This is a genomic window from Paenibacillus sp. FSL H7-0331 (assembly GCF_001956045.1).
The window spans coordinates 261,524-284,294 of the sequence record NZ_MRTH01000005.1 but is presented as its reverse complement, the minus strand read 5'-3'; the positions used below and the strand labels follow the sequence as shown (position 1 = coordinate 284,294).

Here is a 22,771-nt window from a genome sequence, read left to right as displayed (position 1 = left end):
CCGCCTTAAAACGAGGAAAGCAGGTCGCGCAGTTCTTTGACGATAACGGTTTGATAACCGGTGCCTTCTCCGTACTGACGACCCATTTCCTGGCGCGCCACCTGAATTTTCTCATTATAATCCGCAGCATTACGATCCGGGTTTTCCTTTTTGAACTGCGTCATAACTGATTGTACATGCGCCGGACGAGGTCCCCAATGCCCAAGTACATGACCGCTGAAATCGGTGAAAATAATAATCGGAACGGCTTCCCCGCCACCTGTCAAAAACTGCGCCATCACATCCGGATGCTCTTCCTTGATCAACACCTCAGTCGGTACACCGGAAATTTCCAATGCGCGGAACACGACTGGCACGTTACGTACCACATCACCGCACCAATCAGCGATCAATGCGAGGCAGCGCAGGTCATCACGATTGTTCAAGGATTCGAAAAATTCCTTATCGTCCTCGTTTTCCCATGTAAAAGCTTCGTACCACTCCACAAATTTTTCTTGATTCTTCGTCATACCATCAATAAATTGTTGCGGCTTCAAGCCTGTGCGAAGCTTACTTTCCAGGTTTGTACTCATGGTTCCTAAAACCTCCTTATGGGCTGCTATCCTTTTTATTTTAACGAGAAACCACTGCGAAAACAAACTCTTCTTTTGAGAGCATCCTGAATAATCAAAAAACAACCGACAAATGACATGAAGTGACAACCGTCAGCACAGGTTTTGCGATATCACCACACCCGCATACTCTATAACGACAGTTTTTTTCTCAGACTTAGCTCTGATTTCCACTACTGGAGCAGGGGTCTCTATAGCCTCAGGCAAATCATCAAAAAAGTGCCCGCTGTTGCCCCAGGCAATATACGTATCACCTACAAATTCATCCCTCTGCACTGTGCATCTGCCCTTCTCGTATTGACACAGAATATAGCCCAGAAAGCTCTCAAAGCTCTCACTAATAACATACAGCTGTTGTTCGTCACGACCATAATTAATCAACTGTCCGTATGTGCCTTTAGCTCCCGGTGAGAAGTCCATGCCCAGATAGTTACCTCCACCGTCATGTGCAATCGGAAACCAATCCGGATGAAAGGACACCTCTTTGATTTTGTTGGATTCATATGAAATCACATCGGACTGCAGATTGCTGCTATAGAGTCGATTGTGGTTCCAATGGATTCGCATATTGTCTATTGACAAGCCTTCAAGTCCCATATAAATCCCACCCAGACCCTTATCGCCATCATAAATAGCATAAAATTGCTTGAATGCTTCAGGAAAGTGATAACCCGTTACCGCTTCCAAATGGTTGATAGCTTCCGGGGCAGCCGGTCCATTCAGTCTATGCGGAAGATCGGGAACATAGGCCTGCAGCCTTGTGAAAAATGTACATGTCATCGTAAATACCTCCATAATGGTTACTCGTATTCAGTCTTATGTATGCTTATCTACACGCTTATCCACTCTCGCAATACGCCCGATGTTGTATATCACCTATTAGCACTATTAAACTAAAACTCGCAGCTATAATCCGATCAGGTCGCAACGATTTGGATAAGTTGACATAACAAAAACCCCGTTCTAATAAGAACGAGGCTTAATGCAGTTCGCTGTATTTCGTATAATGGCTGTATTCGCTATTTTAGACACTGCGTTTACGATTCCGGGTTAATACTTTAAAAATAATATACAAAAGAATTAGAATAATACCCGAGATGATCAAAGGTCTCATATACGGAGCTGCAATCTCATTGATTTGCTCCCAGTTCGAGCCCAGTGTACGACCAAGATAAACGAATAAAATGGCCCATGGAATCGTTCCAAGCATCGTGTACAAAAGAAATTGCAGCATAGGCATCCGCGCCATACCTGCGGGAATGGAGATAGCCTGACGTACAACCGGGATAAATCTGGCAGTGAACACCATCCCCGCTCCATATTTGTTGAACCATTTTTCTGCCATGTCAATGAAATGCGGCTTAAGCAGCAGATATTTGCCGTATTTCTCAACAAAGGGTCTGCCCCCATACCGCCCGATCCAATACAGGATAACCTGCTGAAGGACACAACCGATCGTTCCAAATACGATGGCCCAGAAGAACGATACCCTTCCTTGTGAAACCAGATATCCACCAAAGGACAGTACAAGCTCGCTTGGAATCACCTCAAGCATCAATCCGAGTAAAATCCCCCATACACCCAGACCCTCAATAAACACTAAAGCGCTATGAATCAATTCTTTTAGCATCCTCTTCCAGCCTCTTCCTCTCTACTCCGGAATTACTCCGCCTAATCATCTTTTTTATTCTAACATACTTGCGGGCCATCGAACCAGCTTGTATGCTGCACCGCAGTTTTATGCCAGGCACAGTTTCGCTTGGGGCCTCCTCCGCATAATCTAATACAGGAAGGAGCGAAGCCTCATGGTGAAGCCGTTGAATAATAATGTCAAACATGATCAGAACTATCCCACCGCACGCAAAATAAGACGTTCCTGTAGTCGCGAAATGTTTCGGACACGCAAAAAGCTCGGGCAGTATATTACACCCGAGCTGGTGAAGCAGGCTGACGAACTCTATTTTAAAAAAGTAATTTTGAATTTGCCATGGATTGTGGCAAACGGCAGCAACCGAAGAGTGCTCTCCGATTGGTGGGAAGAGCAAGTGGCTCCAGAGATCGCAGAGCTATGGAAGGTAGACCTTGTCGTATTGTCCAAGGCGTTCCGCGACTCATTCGGTGGATAGGACAGCACCCGTATACGAACAGATTCCCTTAACCTTGTCAGTGAAGCACATAGTAAGGCTGATTGGATAAGTTGGCATCCAGACCTGGCTCCAACCATACCTCACCTTGCTCATTGCGCAGCTCGAAATAATAGAGAATAGGATAAGGAGAATCCGTATAGCTCCCGGGAATGGCAGCTTTATAAACACCGTTCTCAATCTGCATGCGTACGGTTACGTAGGCTTCCGACTGGTTAACATGTCTGTACAGCAGGCTGATCTGCAGTCCTGCTGATTCATCGGCCAGCATCGCGCGCAGCTCCACAGCTTCACCCTTAGGAGTAGCTTGCGGAGGCTCATGGTGAAGAATTGGCCGAGGCGGCACTGCTGAAGTATTCGAGAGGCTTACAGCTGCTGCCGACTCGTTAGACAACGGATCACGGCTATCAGCAGCAGCAGCTGCTGCTTGGGCATATACCTGCTCCATATCGGCAATATCCTCTTCAATACCCGACATACGATCAGCCCAGTGCCCTTTCATATGGGCTTTATAACCGAATGTAATATCATCGCGATAAACGTCTTGGGTCACGTTGATGATGTGCTGCCAATCGGTTTTGGCGGAGCGGTAGCTGCCCAATGCCTTACGCAGCTGCTGCACATTACCTGTTTGCTCGAACAGCGCATAGGATACACCTGCCCGCAGCTTCTGTGCAAAAAAATGACCCAGTCCGGCCAGAGCAGCAATGTCTACGGACCAACGCCGATAATTGGCTATTGTCTGGTCACCAATGAGTGAATCAGCGACAGCCAGGTGCCGTTCCGCCGTCTCTGCCAGCTCCTCCAGCCACGCTGCAACCGCAAGCGGCGAGTACTTGCCTTGGAGTCTGTTCTGCAAATAATCGCCAACAAATTCGTTAATTCCATAAAAGATAGCTGTATCCAATGGACTAACCGCTCCGAACGTATGGGGTTCAGGTGTATCGAAGGCACTCTCGGACAGCTTGCCTGTATTCACGATTCCCAGATTATTGTACATTTCCGGCCAGTAATAATTGTTGGATGCAGAGGGCAAATGCGCTGTTGTGAACAACAGCAGAATACGGCTGGCATGGGCAAGCGCCAGCTCCAGATCTGGTGCAGCCTTCCTGAATTCATGGCGCAAATATCTCATCCATTCAGCAGAATCGGCTTCGGGATTATAGATCAGCCTGCCCCACACACGATACGTATACACAAACTTTTTCCATTCCTCCCCCGGCAGCTGTAAAGCTTCTTCCTTATAAAGCTCCCGCCCTCCCGGAGTTCCGCTTGTCTTGCGGGCCTTGAACGACATCGGCTCGCATAGCTCCACACCGAGGCTTCCACAAAAGCTGCTGCTTCGTCCATATCCTGCAGCCATCGCCGGATCTCCCCACAGCAGCACCCGCTGTGTGCCAGGCCAAATGCGATGAAGCACACCGGTACTGCGATTATCATTCAAATAATCCGCATAGCCGTATCTGGTAAACCTGCGATAGGTGTTGGTAATCAGCATCAGATCCGCACGATCCGTCGTCGCGACGGGAAGCTCCTTCGTACGTATAGCCGCTTGGTGATAAGGCAATCCCATATGCTCCGCCCAATATTTGGGGGAAACGATCACCGGCATCCCCGTACCCAGGGCGACCTCCAGCATTTGCTCGTCAACACCTTTGGGATGCATATCGATTTCGATCGTGCGTCCACACTCGGTCAAGCCCTTCATGACCTCTTTCCAGAATACGTGCGATGGCTCAGGAATACCTCCCTCGTAATGCGTGCGTAGTGTGACGCCATCGATATCCGGGCAGCACTCCAGCAGAAGCCGTAATCCGTCGCGGCAGTAGACAGCATGATTGGACTCGTCCACGCCGTCAATGATGTGCAGTTCATTTGGGCTGTCGGCCATTTGATATGCATGGTTCCACAACCCCAGCTGAAAATGAATCCCGCGACGCTTCGCTTCCCGACTAATAAACTGCAGCGTCTCCAGATTCCGAGAGACTTCCTCCTGCGGCATGTCCCGAACACGAACCTGATAGCCCGGTACATCCAGGAAATACGGGTAGACGAAGCCAAAATAATTATCCTGCACATTCGGATCATGACCATAATCATACGAAATCCCAAGTGTAAGGTGAAATCGGTTGAAGCGATGGGTAGCCAGCTCCGTCAAATATTCCAACCAGAAGGTCTGATCATAAAACCACGACTTATCTTCAATTTCACTGCAAAAGGATCGGCTGATGCTGCGAATCTCGTTGGCAGGCTCACCCGAGTAGGAATCGATTTCGATCAGATCCGCAAGAGGCGCTTCACTGCAGCGGACACGGTCGGCCAACTCCAATATCGCATAGACCAAGCCGCGTTCATCAGCACCAGTAATGTGCAGCAGGCTTGTTGAGCCTTCGGCTTCGGCAGCCTCCTGACGGATCAGGAACGATTCGGCAGCGGCCGAGCCTTCGGAATTTCCTACAATCGTTATTCGAAGCTTGTCTGCGGTGGTGATTCGGGTTATCTGGCCCTGACCGTCCTGGGCTGTTTCCGTAAGCTCTATGCCTTGCTGCTCCAGCACGTTTGCCAACCGGTCAACTGCCCAGTTCACCGGTTCGCTCACCGCTAATACATCCGATGTGTCACGAACCACGATTACCGTTAACTTGTCGTCTTTTCCCTGCTTCATCCATCAACATCTCCTTCTCATCCTATTGGCATCTTAAATGTGCTTTCTCTGAATATCCGCCCAACCTTCAATTTCAGCCTGTCCTTCCATGCTGAAGAAGCCCGATGTAGATCGAGCTCCTGATTTTGTTACCCCTTAACCGAACCGAGCATGACCCCTTTGGCAAAATGCTTTTGCAAAAAAGGATAGATGACCAGAATTGGCGCCATCGACAGCATGATCGCAGCCATCCGAATCGTTTCCTGCGGCAGTGTCCTGTCATCGCCGCCAGCCCCCGCCTGACCGACCCCATTGGAATCGGAATCGATCACCAGTGTTTTGACGAGTACCTGCAGCGTCCATTTTTTTGAATCGGAAATATAAATCAATGCATTAAAGTAAGTGTTCCAGTGGGCGACTGCAAAGAACAGCGTAAACGCGGCAATCGCTGGCATCGAAAGTGGAATGACAATCCTTAAAAATACCCCCAAATCCGTGCAGCCGTCGATTCTGGCCGAGTCCTCGAGCTCGGAGGGCAGGGATTCGAGAAAGCTTTTGATCACAATCAGACTCCATGCACTAGTTAAGCCCGACCAGATCAATGACCAGTACGAATTGAGCAGTCCCAATTCCTTAATCAAAATGTAGCTGGGTACGATCCCTGCATTAAAAACCAACGTAAAAATGACGGCGCTCAGCATGATTCCGCGCCCGGGCATGCCTTTTTTGGTTAACGCGTATGCAAGCGAGAACGATACCACGACATTAAGCACCGTCCCGACCACGGTTATAAACGTTGTACTTTTTAACGAGTTCAGAAAGCTGTTGGTCGACAAAATGTATTTATAAGAGATCAGTGACCATTTTTCCGGAAATACATAAAATTGCAGCGGCACATACACCTTCGGATCTGTAAAGGAAACACTGAACACATACAGAAACGGAAACACGCACACGGCCGAGATGATCCCGAGCATGGTGTAGTTCACCCAATCGAACGACGTCAGCTTTTTACTGGCAACAAAGCTCATAGCAGGTACCCTCCCCTCAATAAATGCCTTCGTGGCCGAGTTTTTTGACAACATAATTGGATACCATGACAAGCACAAGACCAACGAAGCCCTTGAACATGCCTACCGTTACGCCCGCACTGATCTGTCCTTTCAAAATCCCGTGTGTATATGCATACGTATCGAATACCTCGGAAACGGACAGCACCAATGGATTTTGCATCAGCAGCACCTGCTCAAAGCCAATATCCACCATATGACCCAGTCTTAAAATCAGCAAAATGATAATGGTCGGCCGAATCGCCGGCAGGGTCACATGCCAGATTTGACGCCAGCGTGAGGCACCGTCAACGACAGCCGCTTCATACCGCTGCGGATCGACGCCGGCCATGGCTGCGAGGAATATGATCGTACCCCAGCCTGCTTCCTTCCACATATTTTGTGCGGTGATCATCCCCCAAAAATAGTTCGGGTTCGTTAGAAAGGCCACACTTTCGCGACCTGATCCGGTAATCAGTTTGTTCACAATCCCTACATCGGTAGACAAAATAAAGAAGGTCATACTTGCCACCACAACCCAGGACAGGAAGTGGGGCAAATATACGATCGACTGATTAAACCGCTTGAAGGCTTCGTGTCTAACCTCATTCAGCATAAGCGCCAGGAGGATCGGCAGCGGGAACATGAACACCAGTCCGATCAGGTTAATCGAAAACGTGTTGCGCAGCATGATATAAAAATTGTTATCTGAGAACAGCGATTCAAAATGCTTGCCTCCAACCCACGGGCTGCCCCAAAATCCGCTGAACGGATTATAATCCTTGAAGGCAATCAGTAAACCCCACATCGGCACAAATTTGAATAGTATAAAATACAGGACACCCGGCAGTGCAAGCAAATACATATATTTGTATTGCAGCATCCGAATTCCGAGCCGTGGCCAGAATCCGGTTACCTGCCGTCTTTTTGTAAGTTTCATGTTGGCCAATGCATTAGGCTCCTGCATATGCAACACCTCTCTTCATCTGGGAAATATCAAACGGCAACAGCTCATGCTGAAACCTGCTTAAGCCTGCTGCGTGAGCTCATAATACGGCTGGTTGGATAAGTCAGCGTCAAATCCGGGTACAAGCCAAGCCTGACCCTGATCATCTTGAAGCTCAAAATAATAAACTAACGGGTACACGGAATCGGTATATGCAGCCGGAATTGTAGCTGTAAGCAAACCATCTTTCTCAGACATAGTCACAGTCTCATAAGCCTCTGCTTGATTGACATGACGGTACAATAGGGTCACCTTCACACCCTCTGCAGGCCCCAAAAGCTTGACACGAAGCTCCACTGGATCACCCTTGCGATAATGCACAGGGGACATATGCTCGCAGGCTGGACGCACGTTAGCTGAATCAACAACGGCTGCGGGGAAAATATCCGCATAAGCTAGCGCGTCAGGGTAATGACCTACGGTCACCGCTGCGGGGATAAATTCCTGAATCGATGCGGCTTGCGGGATGAACGCTTCCGCGGACGGAGCTGCTGATGCCGCTGTGTCTGTTCCCGTTTCTGTATCTGCCGCTGCTTCAACACCACTGAGCAGCTTCGCGTGCACCTGCTCCATCACGGCGATATTTGCATCGATGCCTTCCAGACGGTCCGCCCAGCTGCCACGCATGATCTGTACGTGTCCGTATACCTGATCAGGCTGATAAACATCCTTCGTTCTCTCGATTATCTGCTCCCAGGCCGCCTTCGCTGACCGATAGCTGCTGAGTGCTTCCTCCAGACGTTCGATGCTGCCCGTCCGTTCGTGCCAGGAGTAGGCAACCGCTGCACGCAGCTTGTGTGCGAAGAAATGCCCGAGTCCCGCTTGTGCAGCCACATCGATTGCCAGCCTGCGATATGAGGCTTCCGTCAAATCCCCCACCAGCGATTGCGCAGCGCTAAGATGTTTCTCTGCCGATTCGGCCATATCGGACAATCGGTCCGCAACCTCGAGTGGTGTCATCTTGCCGCTGCGTTGATTGCGCAGGCAATCGTCAACAAAGTCATCGACCCGGTAAAATAAAGCCGAGTCCAATGGACTTACCGAACCAAAGGTTTTCGGTGCGGGTGTATCAAAGTCATAGGGCGACGGTTCCCCTGTGCTGACAATCGTCTGGTCCGTATAGATTTCAGGCCAATAGACGTTGTTAGCTGCTGAAGGCAGATGTGCAGTCGTTATTAGCGGCAGGATACGTCCGGCATAAGCAAGCGCCTGTTCGCAATCAGCTGCTGCTGAGTGAAACTGCTGGCGAAGGTATCGTTGCCACACCTCTGGCTCCGTATCCGGGTTGTACAGCAAGCGTCCCCACAGACGGTAATAATACAAATATTTTTTCCATTCCTGTCCATCTAACTGAAGGGTGCTGTCCAGATAAGGCTCACGCCCGCCTTCCTTGCCGCTGCCCTTACGTCCTTTGAAGGCAAGCGGCTCGCACAGCTCGACACCAATGCTTCCGCAGAAGCTGCCGCGACGGCTGTAGCCGGCTGCCATCGCCGGGTCGGCCCACAGCAGCACTCTTTGTGTGCCCGGCCATATGCGGTGGAGCACACCGTATTGACGGCCTTCTTTTAAATAGTCGCCATAGCCATAGCGGGTAAATCTACGATAGGTTGCCGTAATGGACATCAGGTCAGGACGATCCGTGCTCGCCACCGGAAGCTCCCAGGGACGAATACCCGCCTGATGATAAGGCAAGCCCATATGCTCCGCCCAAAACTTCGGAGACAGCACCACCGGCATACCGGTATCGAGGAAAAGCTGCAGCATCTGATCATCTACACCTTTGGTGTGCATATCGATTTCGACAGGTCGTCCGCAAGCCTTAACGCCGCTCATTACGACCTCCCAGAACAGATGGGCCGGTTCAGGAATGCCTCCCTCGTAATGGGTACGAATCGTCACACCGTCGATTTCCGGGCACGTTTCCAGCAGCAGCTTCAGCGCATCACGGCAATAAGCGGCATGGTTGGATTCGTCGATACCTGTAATGATGTAATCAGAGTTTGGACTATCCTCCTGCACAAAGGCATGTGTCCAGATCCCCAGCTGAAAATGGATCCCCCGTCGCTTGGCTTCCCTGCCGATATACTGCAGCGTCTCCAGATTGCGCTCCATTTCTCCATCAGCCAGCTCTGCTGCACGAACCTCGTAGCCTGGCACATCCAGCAAATATGGATAAGCAAAGCAAAAGTAATTGTCTGTTACATTCGGATTATGCCCGTAATCGTAACCCATTCCTAATGCCAGATGGAGCCGATTAAAGCGCTGTCCAGCCAGCTCGGTCAAATATTCGTCCCAGAACGCCAAGTCATAGAACCATGGCTTATCCTCAACCTCACTTACGAATAAACGGTTAATGCTTCTCACCTTATTATGAGGCTTGTCGGAATAGGTTTCGACAGCTAGAAGCACGGCCGCAGGCTCTTCGCTATAAGCAGCACGGTCAGCCAGCTCAAGTAGGCCATAGACGAGACCATTAGCGTCCACACCGATTACCGTAATGGTAGTTCCTTCGGCTGTTTGATTATTAATGATACTAAAGGCTTCTGCAGCTTCCGGAACTTCGATACTGTGTGCTCTTAGCAGCTGCTTGGACACGGCTGAATCCGCTCCCGATACCTGAATATGTATGCTTTCTGGTATGACCTCGGCATTGGAAGCCGACAGTTGTGCAGCAGCACTGACGGTTGATTTCAGGCTTGTATAGCCTACATGGCTCACCTGTAAGCCCTGACGGGTTAATACCGTTTGCAACTGGGTAATCGCCCAGCTTACCGAATCATGGGTTGTCAAGGAATCGGATGCGTCACATGCTATCGTTACGGATACTCCGTTTATTTGCGTCATTAGTCAAAAATCTCCTTTATGATCAAATTTTTAGATTTGTGAAATCTGGTAATCAGCCTTCTCCAGCCATTCTGGGTTAATCGTAACACCCCATCCCGGACCATCCGGTACCTGCACCTGTCCATTGGATACCTGCAGCTTTGAAGTGAATAGAGATTCTGTCCATGAATCCGACTCAATCGAATATTCCATAAAGGTACCTGCATTCGGAATCGCAGCAACCATGTGCATCGTGAACACCGTCACCATCGAGTGATTAGCGGCATGCGGTGTGCAGGTCATTCCCGCGTACTGTGCCAGCTTGGCTACTTCCAACGCCCTGCTTAAGCCACCTATGTAGCAAATATCCGGTTGGACGATATCGACCGCGCGCATCGAAATCATTCTTTTCCAATGAGCCATATCCGTGTCCTGTTCCCCGCCCGTCACTGCTACGTCGAGCGCATCGGTCACCTGCTTCGTCCATTCCAGCTCTGGGTAAGGGCAAGGCTCCTCATAATGGCATACCCCCTGCTGCTCCAGCATCCTTCCGACCTCAATGGCACGGCGAGGCGTGAACCCACTGTTCGCATCGACATACAATGACGTATCGTCACCGATAGCCTTGCGTACGGCGGCTACCACCTGCTCCGTTCTGCCCGGGTATACATCGATATCGCGTCCAAAATTGTTGCCAATTCTTATTTTAAAAGCACGAAAACCCTGCTCCGCTTGCAGCCTTTGGAGCCGCTCCGCTTCGTCGGTGGGTGAAATGTTGCGTCGCATGCTGGAGCCGTACACATCGATAGCACGCGGCTTCCCGCCCAGCAGCTCGCAGACGCTAAGACCGGCACGCTTGCCGTGCAGATCCCATAAAGCCGTGTCCAGACCGCCAACAGCCCTGCAGACATAAGACCCGGGAAATTTGTGCTCCCCCTCCACAACCTTGTCAACCAAATCGGCAATCCGTTCGGCATCAGCCCCCAAGGCGTAGGGAGCTACCTGCTGGTGCAGCACCATTGCTGATATATTGGCGTGGTATGTCGCCAGTTGACCATAACCTTCGAAGCCATCATCGGTTTTCACCCTTACGATACTGATATTTCTTGTGCTAAAGGTTTCGATGCTTTTAATTTTCATATGAATCCTCCTTAAGCCAATTTCCATTTCCTTGGAAACTCTTGTTAAGCTTTATCCACTGCTTTTACACGGGCAACCCATGCATCGCGTCCGGTTATCGTCAGCTGCAATCTCATGCCCTGCTGTGACCACTCTGTGTCTCCCCAATACACATGCTCCGCGTTCCAGGCTCCCCAGGCTTCGGATAGCTCAAGCTCGACATTTTGCGCTTCCCTATGTGGGTTTACAACCCAGATATACAACGAACCGCCGGTTCCCCGCGACAATCGCACCTGCAGCTTCGCATTGGATCGTGTTACATGAGGCTGTATCCCGGTCCATTCCAAAACTCTGGAAAAGTACTGCAAATTGCCCTCATCGTGCGTATGATAATAGGCTGCTGATGGAAAGGTGCCGACAAGCATCGTTTTCCCTTTGCGATAAACATGCTCCACGACAGCAGCAGAGCCGTCCGAATATTGTCCGATCACCTGACCTCCGGCTGACCTGTACGATTGATTGTAAATGCTGCCTCGTACCTGAACGCCACCAAACTCAAAAGAAACGGCATCAGAAATATCGGGCATAAATTCCACGTTGTCCTCCACGGCGCCAAATACCTGATCCAGTCCATGGTTAGGCTGCGATGTCCCGACCTTGCCACGATCTCCAAAGTAGGCTGGACATCCTTCACTGATTAGCGTACCGCCATCAGCCACCCACTGCTGCAGCGCCTCCGCTTCTTGACTCCCAATCATCACGGGATAAGGCCAGTAGAGCACACGGTAATTGGCAATATCCTCGATGTGCACCCAATCCGCTTGAATCCCCAGATCAAAAAATCCCTGATACGCTCCCCACATCGCCTGCTCATAAAAAGCGTTCTTGCCTTCACGGTTTAATAAATAATCGAAAATCTGCGTATCGGGTACAACCAGAATACCGACTTCTCCCTGTACGGGAGCGGATTCGAGCAGCTCACGCTGCTCAGGGGCATTAGCCCACTTGGCTATTGTGCTGGCCATATCGGAACGCGGCGTTCGTGAGCCATCCATCGCATAAGGGCCAAACGCGCCAAACAAAGGGCCATCCAGCAAGGGACGCCAGCGTGGAAAAAGCACGCCTCGCGCGCCTCCGGCCAGTGTAATCATCTGCCAGAGGCGAATATCCTCCGGCTCGGTGACCCGCCCGTCATCCTTCGCCCGTCCGATCACCTGCGGCTGCAGCCACAATGGACCGCCCTGTGTCTCGGCATGCCAGAAGGTTTTGCCGCGCGAGGCTGCGCGTGTCAGATCGACAGCATGCCATTGCTTCCACGGCTCATTGCCCTTGCGCGAAGCGACCCAGGTGAAGCCGTACAAATCAACCTTGGAGGCAGCGAGCCAATCATCGGCACCCATAGACGCCATAACGTTAATGCTCCCCGCTATCCCATGAGCGGTGATCAAATTCTTATCGTCCACGCTGCGGATCAGATCGACCCGCCACTGCATATGCTCATAGAAATTGTGCTTGGTAAAATGCAGCCAATCGATGCATTCCGGATACGGCCCCAGCTGCCGGGGCGTCCCTACCTGCTCCCAGGCCGAATAGCTGTACCGGTGCCACGCCTTGTTCAGCGCCTGCAGGCTTCCGTATTTATTTTGCAGCCATACGTGGAACTTCGCCTTTGTATAAGAACCATGACACACCTGCGGTGAATAATTGCATTCGTTCCATACGTCATAACCCGCCATCGCGGGATGATCCTTATAACGAAGCGCCAATGCAGTCAGAAACTTGCCAGCCAGCTCCCTGACTTCGGGACAATCCAGGGAAAGCACGCCCTGCGAGCCTTCGCCGAAGCCGCCGCTTGAGCTGCTAACGCCCATTTGTGTGCGGAGCGGGGTACCGTCCGCCTTCACATAGGCAGCATGTGCATATTCATAAGCGGCCCATTCCGGAACCGATATAATCATCTCTGCGATAATTGTCTTGATTCCATGCTGGGCAGCCAGATCCATATGCCGGTCATAATCTTCCCAGTCGTATACGCCCTTCTCTACTTCGATGGCTCCCCACATAAACCAGTGACGGTTAATATTCATCCCGTCCTCCTGGGCTACCGCATAATCACGTTCCCAATCTTCCCTTGGCGGGTTGGATTTGCGGAAATAAACGGCGCCGTAAGGCAATTGAGGCAGCTTGCTTATTCCTGTCATGGTTCCCCTCCTGCATATATTTGGGAGAAATTCACAATCGCGCAACACATCGTTATCAGCTTCCCAAGAAAGTAAAAGGAACGGTTCACACTTCGGGAATGCACTACCCTACCTATGTCCCGTTCCTGCATCGTCTAGCAAAAATCCCAATTGCTTGCTGCCGTTAATTATTTTCCAAAAAACTCTTTGTATTTGGCGGCAAACTCTTGATACGATTTTTTAATATCCGCATTCGTATTCAATTTGTCTACATAACTCTTGTATTCATCCATCGATATTTGTCCAACGATTGCTTTGATAACCATCGACTGCCACTCTTTTTCATACTTCGGCCATGTTGTTGTCCACGTATCCGAGTACACAACGTTGAATAAGTTCATTTTACCTACCTTGGCAAAGACTTCGGTATCCTTGATTTTGGCGTCATTGTAGGCTTTAGGAGCAGAAGCATTGAACACCTTCATAATGTTGTTGAATGCCATAGGGAACGGCTGATTCGCATTCGTTGTGACTTCCTTGACTCCTTGATCGGTAAGCTGAGGCTGCCCGTCAACCAACTTGTGATGCACACCCTCGATACCGAAATAGTTGAAATCGGTGAATTCTTTAGTTGTAGTCGTATTGAAATACTCCAGAATTTGCTTCACCTTCGCTTCAGGAACCTTCTTCGAGATATAGAAAGCTCCGAAGAACGGCGGCACCAATGCGACGCTCACTCCGCCCGGCCCCTTCATTGGCGGCAAGGTGATAACATTCGCCTCCGGCTGGACTTTCTTGATGTCCTGCTCCCACGAAAAATCGCGCCAGATGTTACGGGTATAGGAAGCCGCACGTCCGGTCGCAAACATTTCCTCAGCCTGTGTTTTCTTGATTGTGGAAAATTCCTTCGCCATAATTCCGTCGGCGTACTGCTTGCGGAACCAGTCGATCATCTGCGTATAGTTGGGAGTCAGCGTTTCCTTGATCAAACCGCCATCTTTATCAAAAATCGGATCAAGTCCGCCGAAAGCTGCCAAGTAGGAAGGGTCTCCATCTGCGACCAAGAATCCATGACCGAGAATACCAATCGTATCCTTCTTGCCATTGCCATCGAGGTCACTTTCAACGATTTTTTTCAAGGCTGCCGTATATTCATCAAGCGTTTGCGGAATCGGCAGATTTAATTTGTCCAGCCAGTCCTTACGCATCTTGATACCGGGATCGATATTCGGACGGTTACGGGCTACGCCGTATATTTTGCCATTCACCTTCATGTAGTTCCAAACGTTCGGATCGGCGTTTTTCTTGAGGTTCGGGTATTGGCTGAAATCACCGAGCAGAGGCGTCAAATCCCAAAATGCGCCTTGATTGATCGCATTCAGCAAAGTTGGACGGGTCGCTGATTGGGACACGATAACCTCGGGAAGATTGCCAGAAGCCAGCACCAGGTCGAATTTGGTATCATAGTCACCGGATGGAATCCACTCGATATCGAGCTTGCTGTTTGATCTTTTTTGGAACTCCGTCCAATATTGGTCGGCCATATTCGGAACCTCGGCAAACGATGGTACAAGAAATTGAATTTTTACAGGTTCAGCTGCGGCAGGTTTATTCTCCTTTGCCGTATTTGTACTCGTACCTGTTCCTGTCGCAGCAGGAGCGCCGCCGGTGCAGCCAGCCAATAAGCTGATAGATAGGACAGGAGCTACTGCCCAGCTGACTTGTTTACGAAATGATCTTTTCATGTTAACCCTCCTAAAAGTTTGTAGTTCCAGATGCCTCACGTTGTTTCATGATGCTTCACGGACTAACCCTTACGACCAACCCTTGGAAAGCCTAATGCCTGATAGCGCTTTCTTTCCATAGCATAGTTGCAAATTGTCAAACAGGTAAGAGACAAATCTTTTCCTGATTGGGCTTTTGCCACCTCAAGTCAATAATTGTCTCTTTGGCCTGCCAAATGTCTGTTTCCTTATCCATTGCGGTTTTCCGTTCTGTACACACCTGGAGTCATCCGTGTCAGCCTTTGAAATACGCGGGTCAGATTGCGTTCCGAATATCCGATGATCGCCGCAATTTCACTGATGCTTTGATCCGTCTCCAGCAGCAGCCGTTTGGTTTCTTCAACCCTGCATTCCACGACAAACTCCAAAAAGTTAATGCCCATCTCCTTCTTGAACAATCGGCTCAGGTAAGAATGGCTGATACCCATCCGTTCCGCGCAGAGCACCAGAGATATATCCTCTGTACAATGCTCACGAATATATTTACATACCTGCCGAATCACGGATTGTCCGACATTGTTGTAGTAATCCTCGGTCAGTTTTTTATAAAGCGGAAACAGCACCTCTACAAACCAATCTGTAATTTCCCTTGAGGTATGCTTGCTTTCCAGCTGGCCAAACAGGTTGTGCTCAAGAATATCGAGGATGCTGCCTTCTTGCTTTTCCAGGGATGTAATAATGGCTGAAACCAGTACGTAATAGCTCTGATGAATAAAGTTATAGGATTGCGAAATGTTAAGCGCTTTCGAAAAGCCGGTAAGTGACTTCTCCGCTTCCTCAACCTCTCCCTTGGTCAAAGATTCGATAATCGCACCTTCCAGCTCACGCGGATATCTGAAAGCGGAACCTGTTTTGGAATTTTCCAGGTCCTCAATATGCAGGATCGAGTCGGAATCGTGATAAATCCGGTACTGCAGAGCCAGCTCCGCTTCCTTATAGGAAACCGGAACATCGGCAATATGCGAATAACATCGACCCATCCCGATAGAAGCGTCAAATGACAAATAGTTTTTTAACGATTCACGAACCGAATTGGCAAATTCAATCACTCTATGATGCAGCTTCATCTGCTCCATTTCATTTTTCCACTGCATCAGGGCAATCCCTTTACCTTGATAAGGAAAAACATAGCCGTTCAGATGAGGACTTTTTCCCATTAACTCCTGCATGACGTTGGTCACGGCAAACGCTACAATAGGCTTGTCTCCCGGCAAAAACCGCCGTTCCTTATATACATTTTCCACCTCAACCACCATCACCACATAATTGGAATTGACGGTTAGGCCGTATGTGTCACAATCCTGAATCAACGATTCACTGCGGATGTAATCCCCATCCAGAAGCTGCTGCAGACAACGCTCGCGCAAGGTCGGTTGAATCTTCTCCATATAACTGCCGAGGTACTGCGTTTCCTTGCTTAAATAGTCGATACATTCGCGGATGTAGTCCAGCTCGTTGTCCTTGCTTTGAACCTTGCCTGCACCGATCGCTTTGCTGTGCTTAATTAATTGCTCAATAGGGCTGTAAGCTCGCTTCGTACTGAAATACGTAATCACCACAGCCAGAGCAATGAGAAACAAGACGGTCATCATCGTAAAGGAGCGAATCCATATCAGTCTCTCCGTAATGCTCTCCTCAGGGACAATTGCTACATAGGTGCGGCCGAATACACTTTTCACATACGAATAATGTACACGCTTTCCATTCAGGCCATCATCATAAAAGCTGTCGATTGTGTTATCCGATTCGCTGATCTTATGCAGAGCCGGCAGGCTTGAAAGCTTGTCTGCATTCATGAACGTATGCTTGCCCGTAAGCTTCGGGTCTGGATAATTGACGAAAACCAATTCCTGCCCCTGGGACATAATCGTCGTATCTGCCTGCAAAAACTTGCTGACCACCTCCGTTTCAATCTGAAAAGCTATGATTCCTCTCGACGGGGATTTACCTATTACTGGAAGCCGTCTGGCAAAGGTTAGATAACCTTCTCTTTGGCTGGACGGCAGGTAGCTCCAGCTGGAGAGTGCCTCCTGCTTCATGAGCAGTTCAATATCCTCCTTAAATTTATAGTTATCTATATCAATCGTTCCGTACGTATTGGACACAACAATATGGTCAATGTCATTATAAAAATAAATTTCGTTAATAAAGTCGGTAGCGTTCTTCGCCAGCGTAATTTTCGTTAGCAGCTCATGGTGCCAAACTAGCGGATTATCGGTTACCCGATTCGTGAATAGATCATAAATGGCCGGATCTGCTGCCAACTGCAAGGATTCCTTTTCAATATTTTGCAGGATGCGTTCCGCTCTGTCCTTGAGCATCACTAGGGAGGATTTGCTCTCGTCCATAATTTCACTTTTCATGCGCTCCATCGACAGGTTATAGTAGATCATACCTGCTAAACCGATCGGAATACAAACGGCCAAACAGCCGATCCAGACAAAACGGTGCATATATTTTCCACTGCGGCCCGCTTTTCCAAAAAACAAATAACGGGTCCATGATTGAATCCGGTTCGCCATAAAGTCCTCCTCTGGATGAATCTATCAAGTACATTCAGTATACGGCATCCACCTTAAGGCGATAACGGACAATTCTTGATCTATGCGTCAGAATCGCGTGAATCCAGCGTTCATAACAAGTATTGTCACTTGCAATATATAAAAGGTGTCGATTCAGATCGTCGCCGAGCATAGAAAATAAACCTGATGAATACAGGTTTAATCATAAAGTGGATCGAAAGCTCTTAAAAAATGCAGCGGCGTCTGGAACATGGAATACCATGACCAGACGCCGCTACGGTTATTGGGCTACTGTTGTCAGTTATAAAGTTTACCTACCCATCCGCCAATGCTTGGATCAATAGAAGATCATAACTGGCAGCAACACCTCCCTGTATGCTGAACTTCCCCTCGTATTCCTTATACATGTTGGCAAACAGACGTCGCGAACTGAGACCACGCATAGTAAAAGCCTCAGAAGTGCTGGCTCCCATCGCTTTTACCGAGTGAAGAAAATCTCTTGCTGATGCATACTTTTCCGTCTGAATCGAGCGTTCAAATTGGATACTTGAAAATCCTGATTCCCCCAGCAAGCTGTTCCATTCATTTGTCGATAGAAACCACAGTCCGTGTCGCTGCGGCTCTATTCCATTGGCTCGATAAACTTCATTAAAAGCCTTATGCATCTCGCAGAATGTATCAGGCCCGAATGTCGTGAATATCAATGAGCCTCCAGGACGAAGCATCCGTCGAAGGTGACCAAGTGTTTGCCTAGGATTACTCAGCCATTGAAAACAGGCGTTGGAGACAATGAGATCAAACGAGGATGTCGGAGCATTTTTCGCCCACATTTCAACATCAGCATGGAGAAAGCGTAAACGATCCGAAGTCATTTTTCTGATGCCATTAAAGTTAGCTTCATCTGATAGGACACGTTGTTCAGCCAATTTGATCATCGCGGGTGCAATATCAAGTGCAGTAATACTCGCACTGGGCCATTCAGTTACTAGAATCTCGGTCAGCATCCCCGTGCCGCAGCCGATCTCAAGAATGTTGAGCCCGACTATGTTACTTTTGTTCTTCCACCCTAAGAAAGATTTTGCAAGCCGATCTGACATCAAACGCTGAACATGAGCGTGAGCGTCATACGAATTTGCACTACGGTTAAATTGACGTCGGATTTCACTTATCCTACTGCTCATGCCACCATCTCCTCAGTTCATTAGTTATTTGGTCTTCCCTTCCCAAGAACGGGGCATGCCCGCAGGCAGGTATCGTGAATAACTTTGCTTTTGGTAACTGGGCCATCAGCTCCGATGCAGCGCCGTAAGGACAAATACTATCCTCAGTCCCGTGCACAAGAAATACTGGACAAGTGATGCTCTTCAGTTGAGACAAGTATTCCTCGCTTCGCAAGATTTGAAGACCTGCGATTAGAGCTGGAGTTGTCCAGCTACCGATTGGGGGAAGGCTTACGCCTAGATCGGCCTTCCATTCCGCCTCCGTAAATATGAGCTGTCGGAACTTTGTTTCAACGCTTTGTCGGTTCTGTAAGAGCCCTGTAATCATCTTCCTAACGTGTATATCTGCCCAACCGAGGTCAAACTCCTCTTTTGTCCTGGTAAATCGAGCAGTTGCCCCGAACAATACAAGGCCATCAGCGAACCCTTTGATCGCTAGTCTCAGTGCCAGTAAACCTCCGAGAGACCATCCTCCGATCAACAGCGGACCGTGGAAAGCCCTAGTCCTACAAGCCTCTCAATCCAAATACAGAAAATTTTTTACTGCTATTTCAGTCAGGAGCAGCATTTTCTCTGGAGAATCAGCATCACTGTAATCTACAGAAACATGATGGAAATCCGGAAGTAACTCACGAGTCCGATCAAAAATCGCATCCGGCATACCCCATCCGCACAACCATACAATGGTGCCGCTTGTCTGTGGCTGAGTTTTCACTGAATCAAAATCCAATGCAATCATGGACTCAACACCCCTAGTCGAAGTCCGATGTTGTGGATGCGTGCGGCTGCATGGGTCAATTCCTTATCAGTGTGAACGGCTGACAAGGAGAAGCGAATGCGCGCTGTGCCATCAGGCACAGTAGGTGGACGGATGGCAACCGCTATGATCCCCTCTTCTTCTAGAGCTCCGCTGAAGCGTAAGGCCGTATCGTTATCGCCGACGATTAAAGGTACAATTGGGGAGTCGCCGGCACCGATGTTAAACCCGGCGTCACAAAGCGAGGACCGAAATAACCAGGTTGCCGCATAAAGCCTTTCTCGACGCCAGTGTTCCTTTTGTACCAAAACTAACGACTTTGAAATGCCAGCTACGATAGAAGGGGGCAACGCAGTTGAATAGATGAGTGGTCTAGCCTTGTTCACCAGCCATCGAATTAGCGTGCGGCTGCCACAAATATAAGCGCCATAGACACCGAAGGATTTACTGAATGTTCCCATATGAATATCCACATCATTCTGCAGCCCGAGTTCATGACACAATCCCTCGCCTCGCCCCCCGTAGATCCCCCCACTATGTGCCTCATCCACCATTAGCATCGCTCCGTACTCGCGTTTGAGCGCAGCAAGTTCACGCAATGGAGCCTGATCGCCATCCATGGAGAAAACAGCGTCTGTAACGATCAGCTTACGCCGTTTATCACGATACTTATTCAATAGCGTACGCAAATGTTCCATATCGTTATGACGGTACCGGGCATGCTCCGCACGGCTCAATACAATGCCGTCCACAATACTTGCATGGTTCAACTGATCGCTGAAAACAACATCTCCTCGGCCTACTAGTGCACTAATAACACCTGAATTAGCCATATATCCATTAGCAAGAACTAGCGCAGCTTCGCAGTTTTGCCAATCGGCCAGTGCTTCTTCTAGACGACTATAAGACATCCGGTTACCTGTCACATGGCGTGAAGCGCCTGAGCCAGCACCTTCCGTGAGCAGAGCCTCGCGCATTACTTCAATTATCGTAGGATGCTGGGAGAGTCCAAGGTAGTCATTGGAGGACATGTTGAGTAACACTTGTTCTCCGCGCAACGTATAGCCAGGAGATCCGGATACTGAGTTACTTGTACGCAAGGAACGCTCCAACGAAGCATCAGTCATTAATTCAAGTTCTTTTTCCATCCAGTACATGGTTGGCACCGCCTTAAAGGGCATTTAATTCAATCTCAAAGCCCAAATCCTCAATAATTTGATGATCAGCCGTAACGTCTTGGCCTGCTGTCGTTAAATAATCACCTACAAAGAGTGAATTTGCGGCGAACAGAGATAAAGGCTGCAGCGTACGGAGGTTGACTTCTCGACCGCCTGCCACGCGGATTTCTTTTGAAGGACAAATGAAACGAAATAGAGCTAATACCTTCAACGCTTTCATTGACGGCGTGCGGCCTGCATGTTCCAGAGGTGTTCCAGGTATCGCGTTTAGGAAATTAATCGGAATCGAATCCGCATCTAGTTCGCGGAGTGCATATGCCATTTCAACAATTTCTTGATTTGTCTCACCCATGCCGATAATGACACCAGAGCAAGGGGACATGCCGTGTAACTTTACCTTCTCCACGGTTTCAACACGTTGATCATAGGTATGGGTCGTCGTGATGGAGGGGTAGTTGGCCTTACTGGTATTCAAATTGTGGTTGTAGCGATGTACGCCAGCTTCAGCAAGACGTTCGGCTTGATCGTCGCTGAGAATACCCAAACATGCGCAAATTTTCAGTGGAATGGTTTTACGGATTTCTCTAACCGCGTCCACCACTTGATCCAACTCCTTGTCTGTTGGGCCTTTCCCAGCCGCTACAATGCAATAGGTTCCGGCTTTGCGTGCCATCGCTTCACGTGCGCCTGAAAGCAACGTGTCTTTATCAAGCAGGGTGTATTTTTTAACCGGGGCCGTCGAAACAATCGATTGCGAGCAATAGCCACAGTCCTCGGGGCAAAGGCCGCTTTTGGCGTTGATGATCATGTTCAGCTTCACTTTTTTACCGTAAAAATGTTTTCTCACCTTAAACGCAGCCTGCATGAGCAGTAGTACCTCATCATTATCGGCGTCGAGCACAGCAAGCCCTTCCGCGAGCGTTAAACATTCTCCGTTCAATGCTTTTTGGGCATGCGATAGCCAATCCATCTCCGCTGCAATGGTATTCATCTCAATCATCCTCCTATAGTTTGAACTGCAAATGCCTCTTTGATAGGCGCGAACTGTATTGTTTTTCGTGCGGTATGTATCAACGTCTCTGAAGTCGCTTCGGCATGTAAACGGGGAAACCGACCGAGAACCTTTAAGCCACTGTATTGTTCAATTAGTTGTGCATTCGTAGCAACGCTTGGATCGTCATGGGGTTCCATTGACTCACCATCATTCAATATGACGCCAACAATTGGGACTTCACGATCCCGAAGGAATGAAGCAGTCAGAAGTGTGTGGTTAATTGTTCCTAGTCTAGAACGGGCTACAATTATTGCAGGTATCCGAAGCTCTGAGATTAAGTCCACCATGAGGGTATCATCGGTCAGCGGAACAGCGACACCGCCTGCGCCTTCGATGAGTAGTGCCTCGTAACGTTTAGTGAGGGGTACACCTGCGGCGATAATCTCCTTTAGCGTAAGATTTACCCCAGCTTGCTTGGCGGCGAGCATTGGCGTAAGTGGAGCTTCAAATGTAAATGGTGCAACTGCCTCGGGTCGTTCGATGATTCCCGTGAATTTCAGCAGCCGTTCCGCATCGGTAAGTCCGCTACCAAGAGGTGCACCGGACTGAATCGGCTTCCAAACACCGGCATTCAACCCTTCAGCTCGGAGCATAGCGGTAATGGCTGCCGTTACAACAGTCTTCCCGACGCCGGTGTCCGTACCTGTCACAAATAATCCGCGTATCATTTCTATGTTCAC

18 protein-coding genes are annotated in these 22,771 nt (G+C 49.2%); 1 reads left to right on the top strand and 17 read right to left on the bottom strand.

Going from position 1 to position 22,771, the window contains the following annotated elements; genetic code table 11:
• Window positions 1–5: 5 nt before the first annotated feature.
• From BK127_RS09850 to uptA, 3 genes are all read right to left on the bottom strand, one after another.
• A complete protein-coding gene (locus BK127_RS09850) occupies window positions 6–572 on the bottom strand; it encodes a thioredoxin family protein (RefSeq protein WP_076229857.1) in 567 nt (188 codons plus the stop codon).
• A gap of 132 nt (window positions 573–704) precedes the next feature.
• The gene (locus BK127_RS09845; protein ID WP_076229856.1) at window positions 705–1,391 is read right to left on the bottom strand and encodes an SMI1/KNR4 family protein; all 687 of its coding nucleotides are present in this window, start codon (window positions 1,389–1,391) and stop codon (window positions 705–707) included.
• Window positions 1,392–1,635: 244 nt separating this feature from the next.
• A complete protein-coding gene (gene uptA / locus BK127_RS09840) occupies window positions 1,636–2,241 on the bottom strand; it encodes an undecaprenyl phosphate transporter UptA (protein ID WP_076229855.1) in 606 nt (201 codons plus the stop codon).
• Between the two features lie 175 nt (window positions 2,242–2,416).
• On the opposite strand from uptA, the gene BK127_RS09835 reads away from it, so the two are divergent.
• The gene (locus tag BK127_RS09835; protein WP_144026417.1) at window positions 2,417–2,737 is read left to right on the top strand and encodes a dehydrogenase; all 321 of its coding nucleotides are present in this window, start codon (window positions 2,417–2,419) and stop codon (window positions 2,735–2,737) included.
• 37 nt (window positions 2,738–2,774) lie between these two features.
• Here the strand turns inward: BK127_RS09835 and BK127_RS09830 are convergent, their stop codons facing one another.
• The 14 genes from BK127_RS09830 to bioD form a co-directional block, all read right to left on the bottom strand.
• Window positions 2,775–5,420, bottom strand: a complete 2,646-nt coding sequence (locus BK127_RS09830; RefSeq protein WP_076229854.1) for a hypothetical protein — start codon at window positions 5,418–5,420, stop codon at window positions 2,775–2,777.
• A 128-nt stretch (window positions 5,421–5,548) separates the two neighbouring features.
• The gene (locus BK127_RS09825; protein ID WP_076229853.1) at window positions 5,549–6,430 is read right to left on the bottom strand and encodes a carbohydrate ABC transporter permease; all 882 of its coding nucleotides are present in this window, start codon (window positions 6,428–6,430) and stop codon (window positions 5,549–5,551) included.
• A 16-nt stretch (window positions 6,431–6,446) separates the two neighbouring features.
• On the bottom strand, window positions 6,447–7,388 hold the full coding sequence (locus BK127_RS09820) for an ABC transporter permease (protein ID WP_076229955.1): 942 nt from the start codon (window positions 7,386–7,388) through the stop codon (window positions 6,447–6,449).
• An 87-nt stretch (window positions 7,389–7,475) separates the two neighbouring features.
• Window positions 7,476–10,298 carry a hypothetical protein gene (locus tag BK127_RS09815; RefSeq protein ID WP_076229852.1) on the bottom strand — a complete coding sequence of 941 codons (2,823 nt, stop codon included), beginning with the start codon at window positions 10,296–10,298 and terminating at the stop codon, window positions 7,476–7,478.
• 30 nt (window positions 10,299–10,328) lie between these two features.
• Entirely contained in the window at window positions 10,329–11,417 is a 1,089-nt protein-coding gene (locus BK127_RS09810; RefSeq protein ID WP_076229851.1) for a mandelate racemase/muconate lactonizing enzyme family protein, read from the bottom strand.
• Between the two features lie 44 nt (window positions 11,418–11,461).
• On the bottom strand, window positions 11,462–13,597 hold the full coding sequence (locus BK127_RS09805; RefSeq protein ID WP_076229850.1) for a beta-galactosidase: 2,136 nt from the start codon (window positions 13,595–13,597) through the stop codon (window positions 11,462–11,464).
• Between the two features lie 167 nt (window positions 13,598–13,764).
• The gene (locus BK127_RS09800; RefSeq protein ID WP_076229849.1) at window positions 13,765–15,321 is read right to left on the bottom strand and encodes a type 2 periplasmic-binding domain-containing protein; all 1,557 of its coding nucleotides are present in this window, start codon (window positions 15,319–15,321) and stop codon (window positions 13,765–13,767) included.
• A gap of 227 nt (window positions 15,322–15,548) precedes the next feature.
• Complete coding sequence (locus BK127_RS09795; protein ID WP_076229848.1) at window positions 15,549–17,882, bottom strand: helix-turn-helix domain-containing protein; 2,334 nt, start codon at window positions 17,880–17,882, stop codon at window positions 15,549–15,551.
• A 314-nt stretch (window positions 17,883–18,196) separates the two neighbouring features.
• On the bottom strand, window positions 18,197–19,063 hold the full coding sequence (gene bioC, locus BK127_RS09790; protein WP_076229847.1) for a malonyl-ACP O-methyltransferase BioC: 867 nt from the start codon (window positions 19,061–19,063) through the stop codon (window positions 18,197–18,199).
• Window positions 19,053–19,583, bottom strand: a complete 531-nt coding sequence (locus BK127_RS09785) for an alpha/beta fold hydrolase (protein ID WP_256711246.1) — start codon at window positions 19,581–19,583, stop codon at window positions 19,053–19,055. Before BK127_RS09785 ends, bioC begins: the two co-directional genes overlap by 11 nt.
• Before the next feature lie 36 nt (window positions 19,584–19,619).
• Window positions 19,620–19,841 (bottom strand): hypothetical protein, encoded by a 222-nt coding sequence (locus BK127_RS44710; protein ID WP_256711245.1) that lies wholly within the window; start codon window positions 19,839–19,841, stop codon window positions 19,620–19,622.
• Window positions 19,838–21,016 carry an 8-amino-7-oxononanoate synthase gene (bioF, locus tag BK127_RS09780; protein WP_179097431.1) on the bottom strand — a complete coding sequence of 393 codons (1,179 nt, stop codon included), beginning with the start codon at window positions 21,014–21,016 and terminating at the stop codon, window positions 19,838–19,840. Before bioF ends, BK127_RS44710 begins: the two co-directional genes overlap by 4 nt.
• Before the next feature lie 13 nt (window positions 21,017–21,029).
• A complete protein-coding gene (gene bioB / locus BK127_RS09775; protein ID WP_076229846.1) occupies window positions 21,030–22,028 on the bottom strand; it encodes a biotin synthase BioB in 999 nt (332 codons plus the stop codon).
• A 5-nt stretch (window positions 22,029–22,033) separates the two neighbouring features.
• Window positions 22,034–22,771: a dethiobiotin synthase gene (gene bioD / locus BK127_RS09770; protein WP_256711243.1), complete on the bottom strand. Its 738-nt coding sequence runs from the start codon at window positions 22,769–22,771 to the stop codon at window positions 22,034–22,036.

Excerpts from the sequence above, each read along its gene's own strand:
- uptA (WP_076229855.1), bottom strand. The coding sequence starts at position 2,241 with ATGCTAAAAGAATTGATTCATAGCGCTTTAGTGTTTATTGAGGGTCTG.
- BK127_RS09810 (WP_076229851.1), bottom strand. The coding sequence starts at position 11,417 with ATGAAAATTAAAAGCATCGAAACCTTTAGCACAAGAAATATCAGTATC.
- BK127_RS44710 (WP_256711245.1), bottom strand. The coding sequence starts at position 19,841 with ATGATTGCATTGGATTTTGATTCAGTGAAAACTCAGCCACAGACAAGC.
- BK127_RS09830 (WP_076229854.1), bottom strand. The coding sequence starts at position 5,420 with ATGAAGCAGGGAAAAGACGACAAGTTAACGGTAATCGTGGTTCGTGAC.
- bioC (WP_076229847.1), bottom strand. The coding sequence starts at position 19,063 with ATGAGCAGTAGGATAAGTGAAATCCGACGTCAATTTAACCGTAGTGCA.
- BK127_RS09845 (WP_076229856.1), bottom strand. The coding sequence starts at position 1,391 with ATGACATGTACATTTTTCACAAGGCTGCAGGCCTATGTTCCCGATCTT.
- BK127_RS09835 (WP_144026417.1), top strand. The coding sequence starts at position 2,417 with ATGGTGAAGCCGTTGAATAATAATGTCAAACATGATCAGAACTATCCC.
- BK127_RS09825 (WP_076229853.1), bottom strand. The coding sequence starts at position 6,430 with ATGAGCTTTGTTGCCAGTAAAAAGCTGACGTCGTTCGATTGGGTGAAC.
- BK127_RS09795 (WP_076229848.1), bottom strand. The coding sequence starts at position 17,882 with ATGGCGAACCGGATTCAATCATGGACCCGTTATTTGTTTTTTGGAAAA.
- bioF (WP_179097431.1), bottom strand. The coding sequence starts at position 21,016 with ATGTACTGGATGGAAAAAGAACTTGAATTAATGACTGATGCTTCGTTG.
- BK127_RS09800 (WP_076229849.1), bottom strand. The coding sequence starts at position 15,321 with ATGAAAAGATCATTTCGTAAACAAGTCAGCTGGGCAGTAGCTCCTGTC.
- bioB (WP_076229846.1), bottom strand. The coding sequence starts at position 22,028 with ATGAATACCATTGCAGCGGAGATGGATTGGCTATCGCATGCCCAAAAA.
- BK127_RS09820 (WP_076229955.1), bottom strand. The coding sequence starts at position 7,388 with ATGAAACTTACAAAAAGACGGCAGGTAACCGGATTCTGGCCACGGCTC.
- BK127_RS09815 (WP_076229852.1), bottom strand. The coding sequence starts at position 10,298 with ATGACGCAAATAAACGGAGTATCCGTAACGATAGCATGTGACGCATCC.
- BK127_RS09850 (WP_076229857.1), bottom strand. The coding sequence starts at position 572 with ATGAGTACAAACCTGGAAAGTAAGCTTCGCACAGGCTTGAAGCCGCAA.
- BK127_RS09805 (WP_076229850.1), bottom strand. The coding sequence starts at position 13,597 with ATGACAGGAATAAGCAAGCTGCCTCAATTGCCTTACGGCGCCGTTTAT.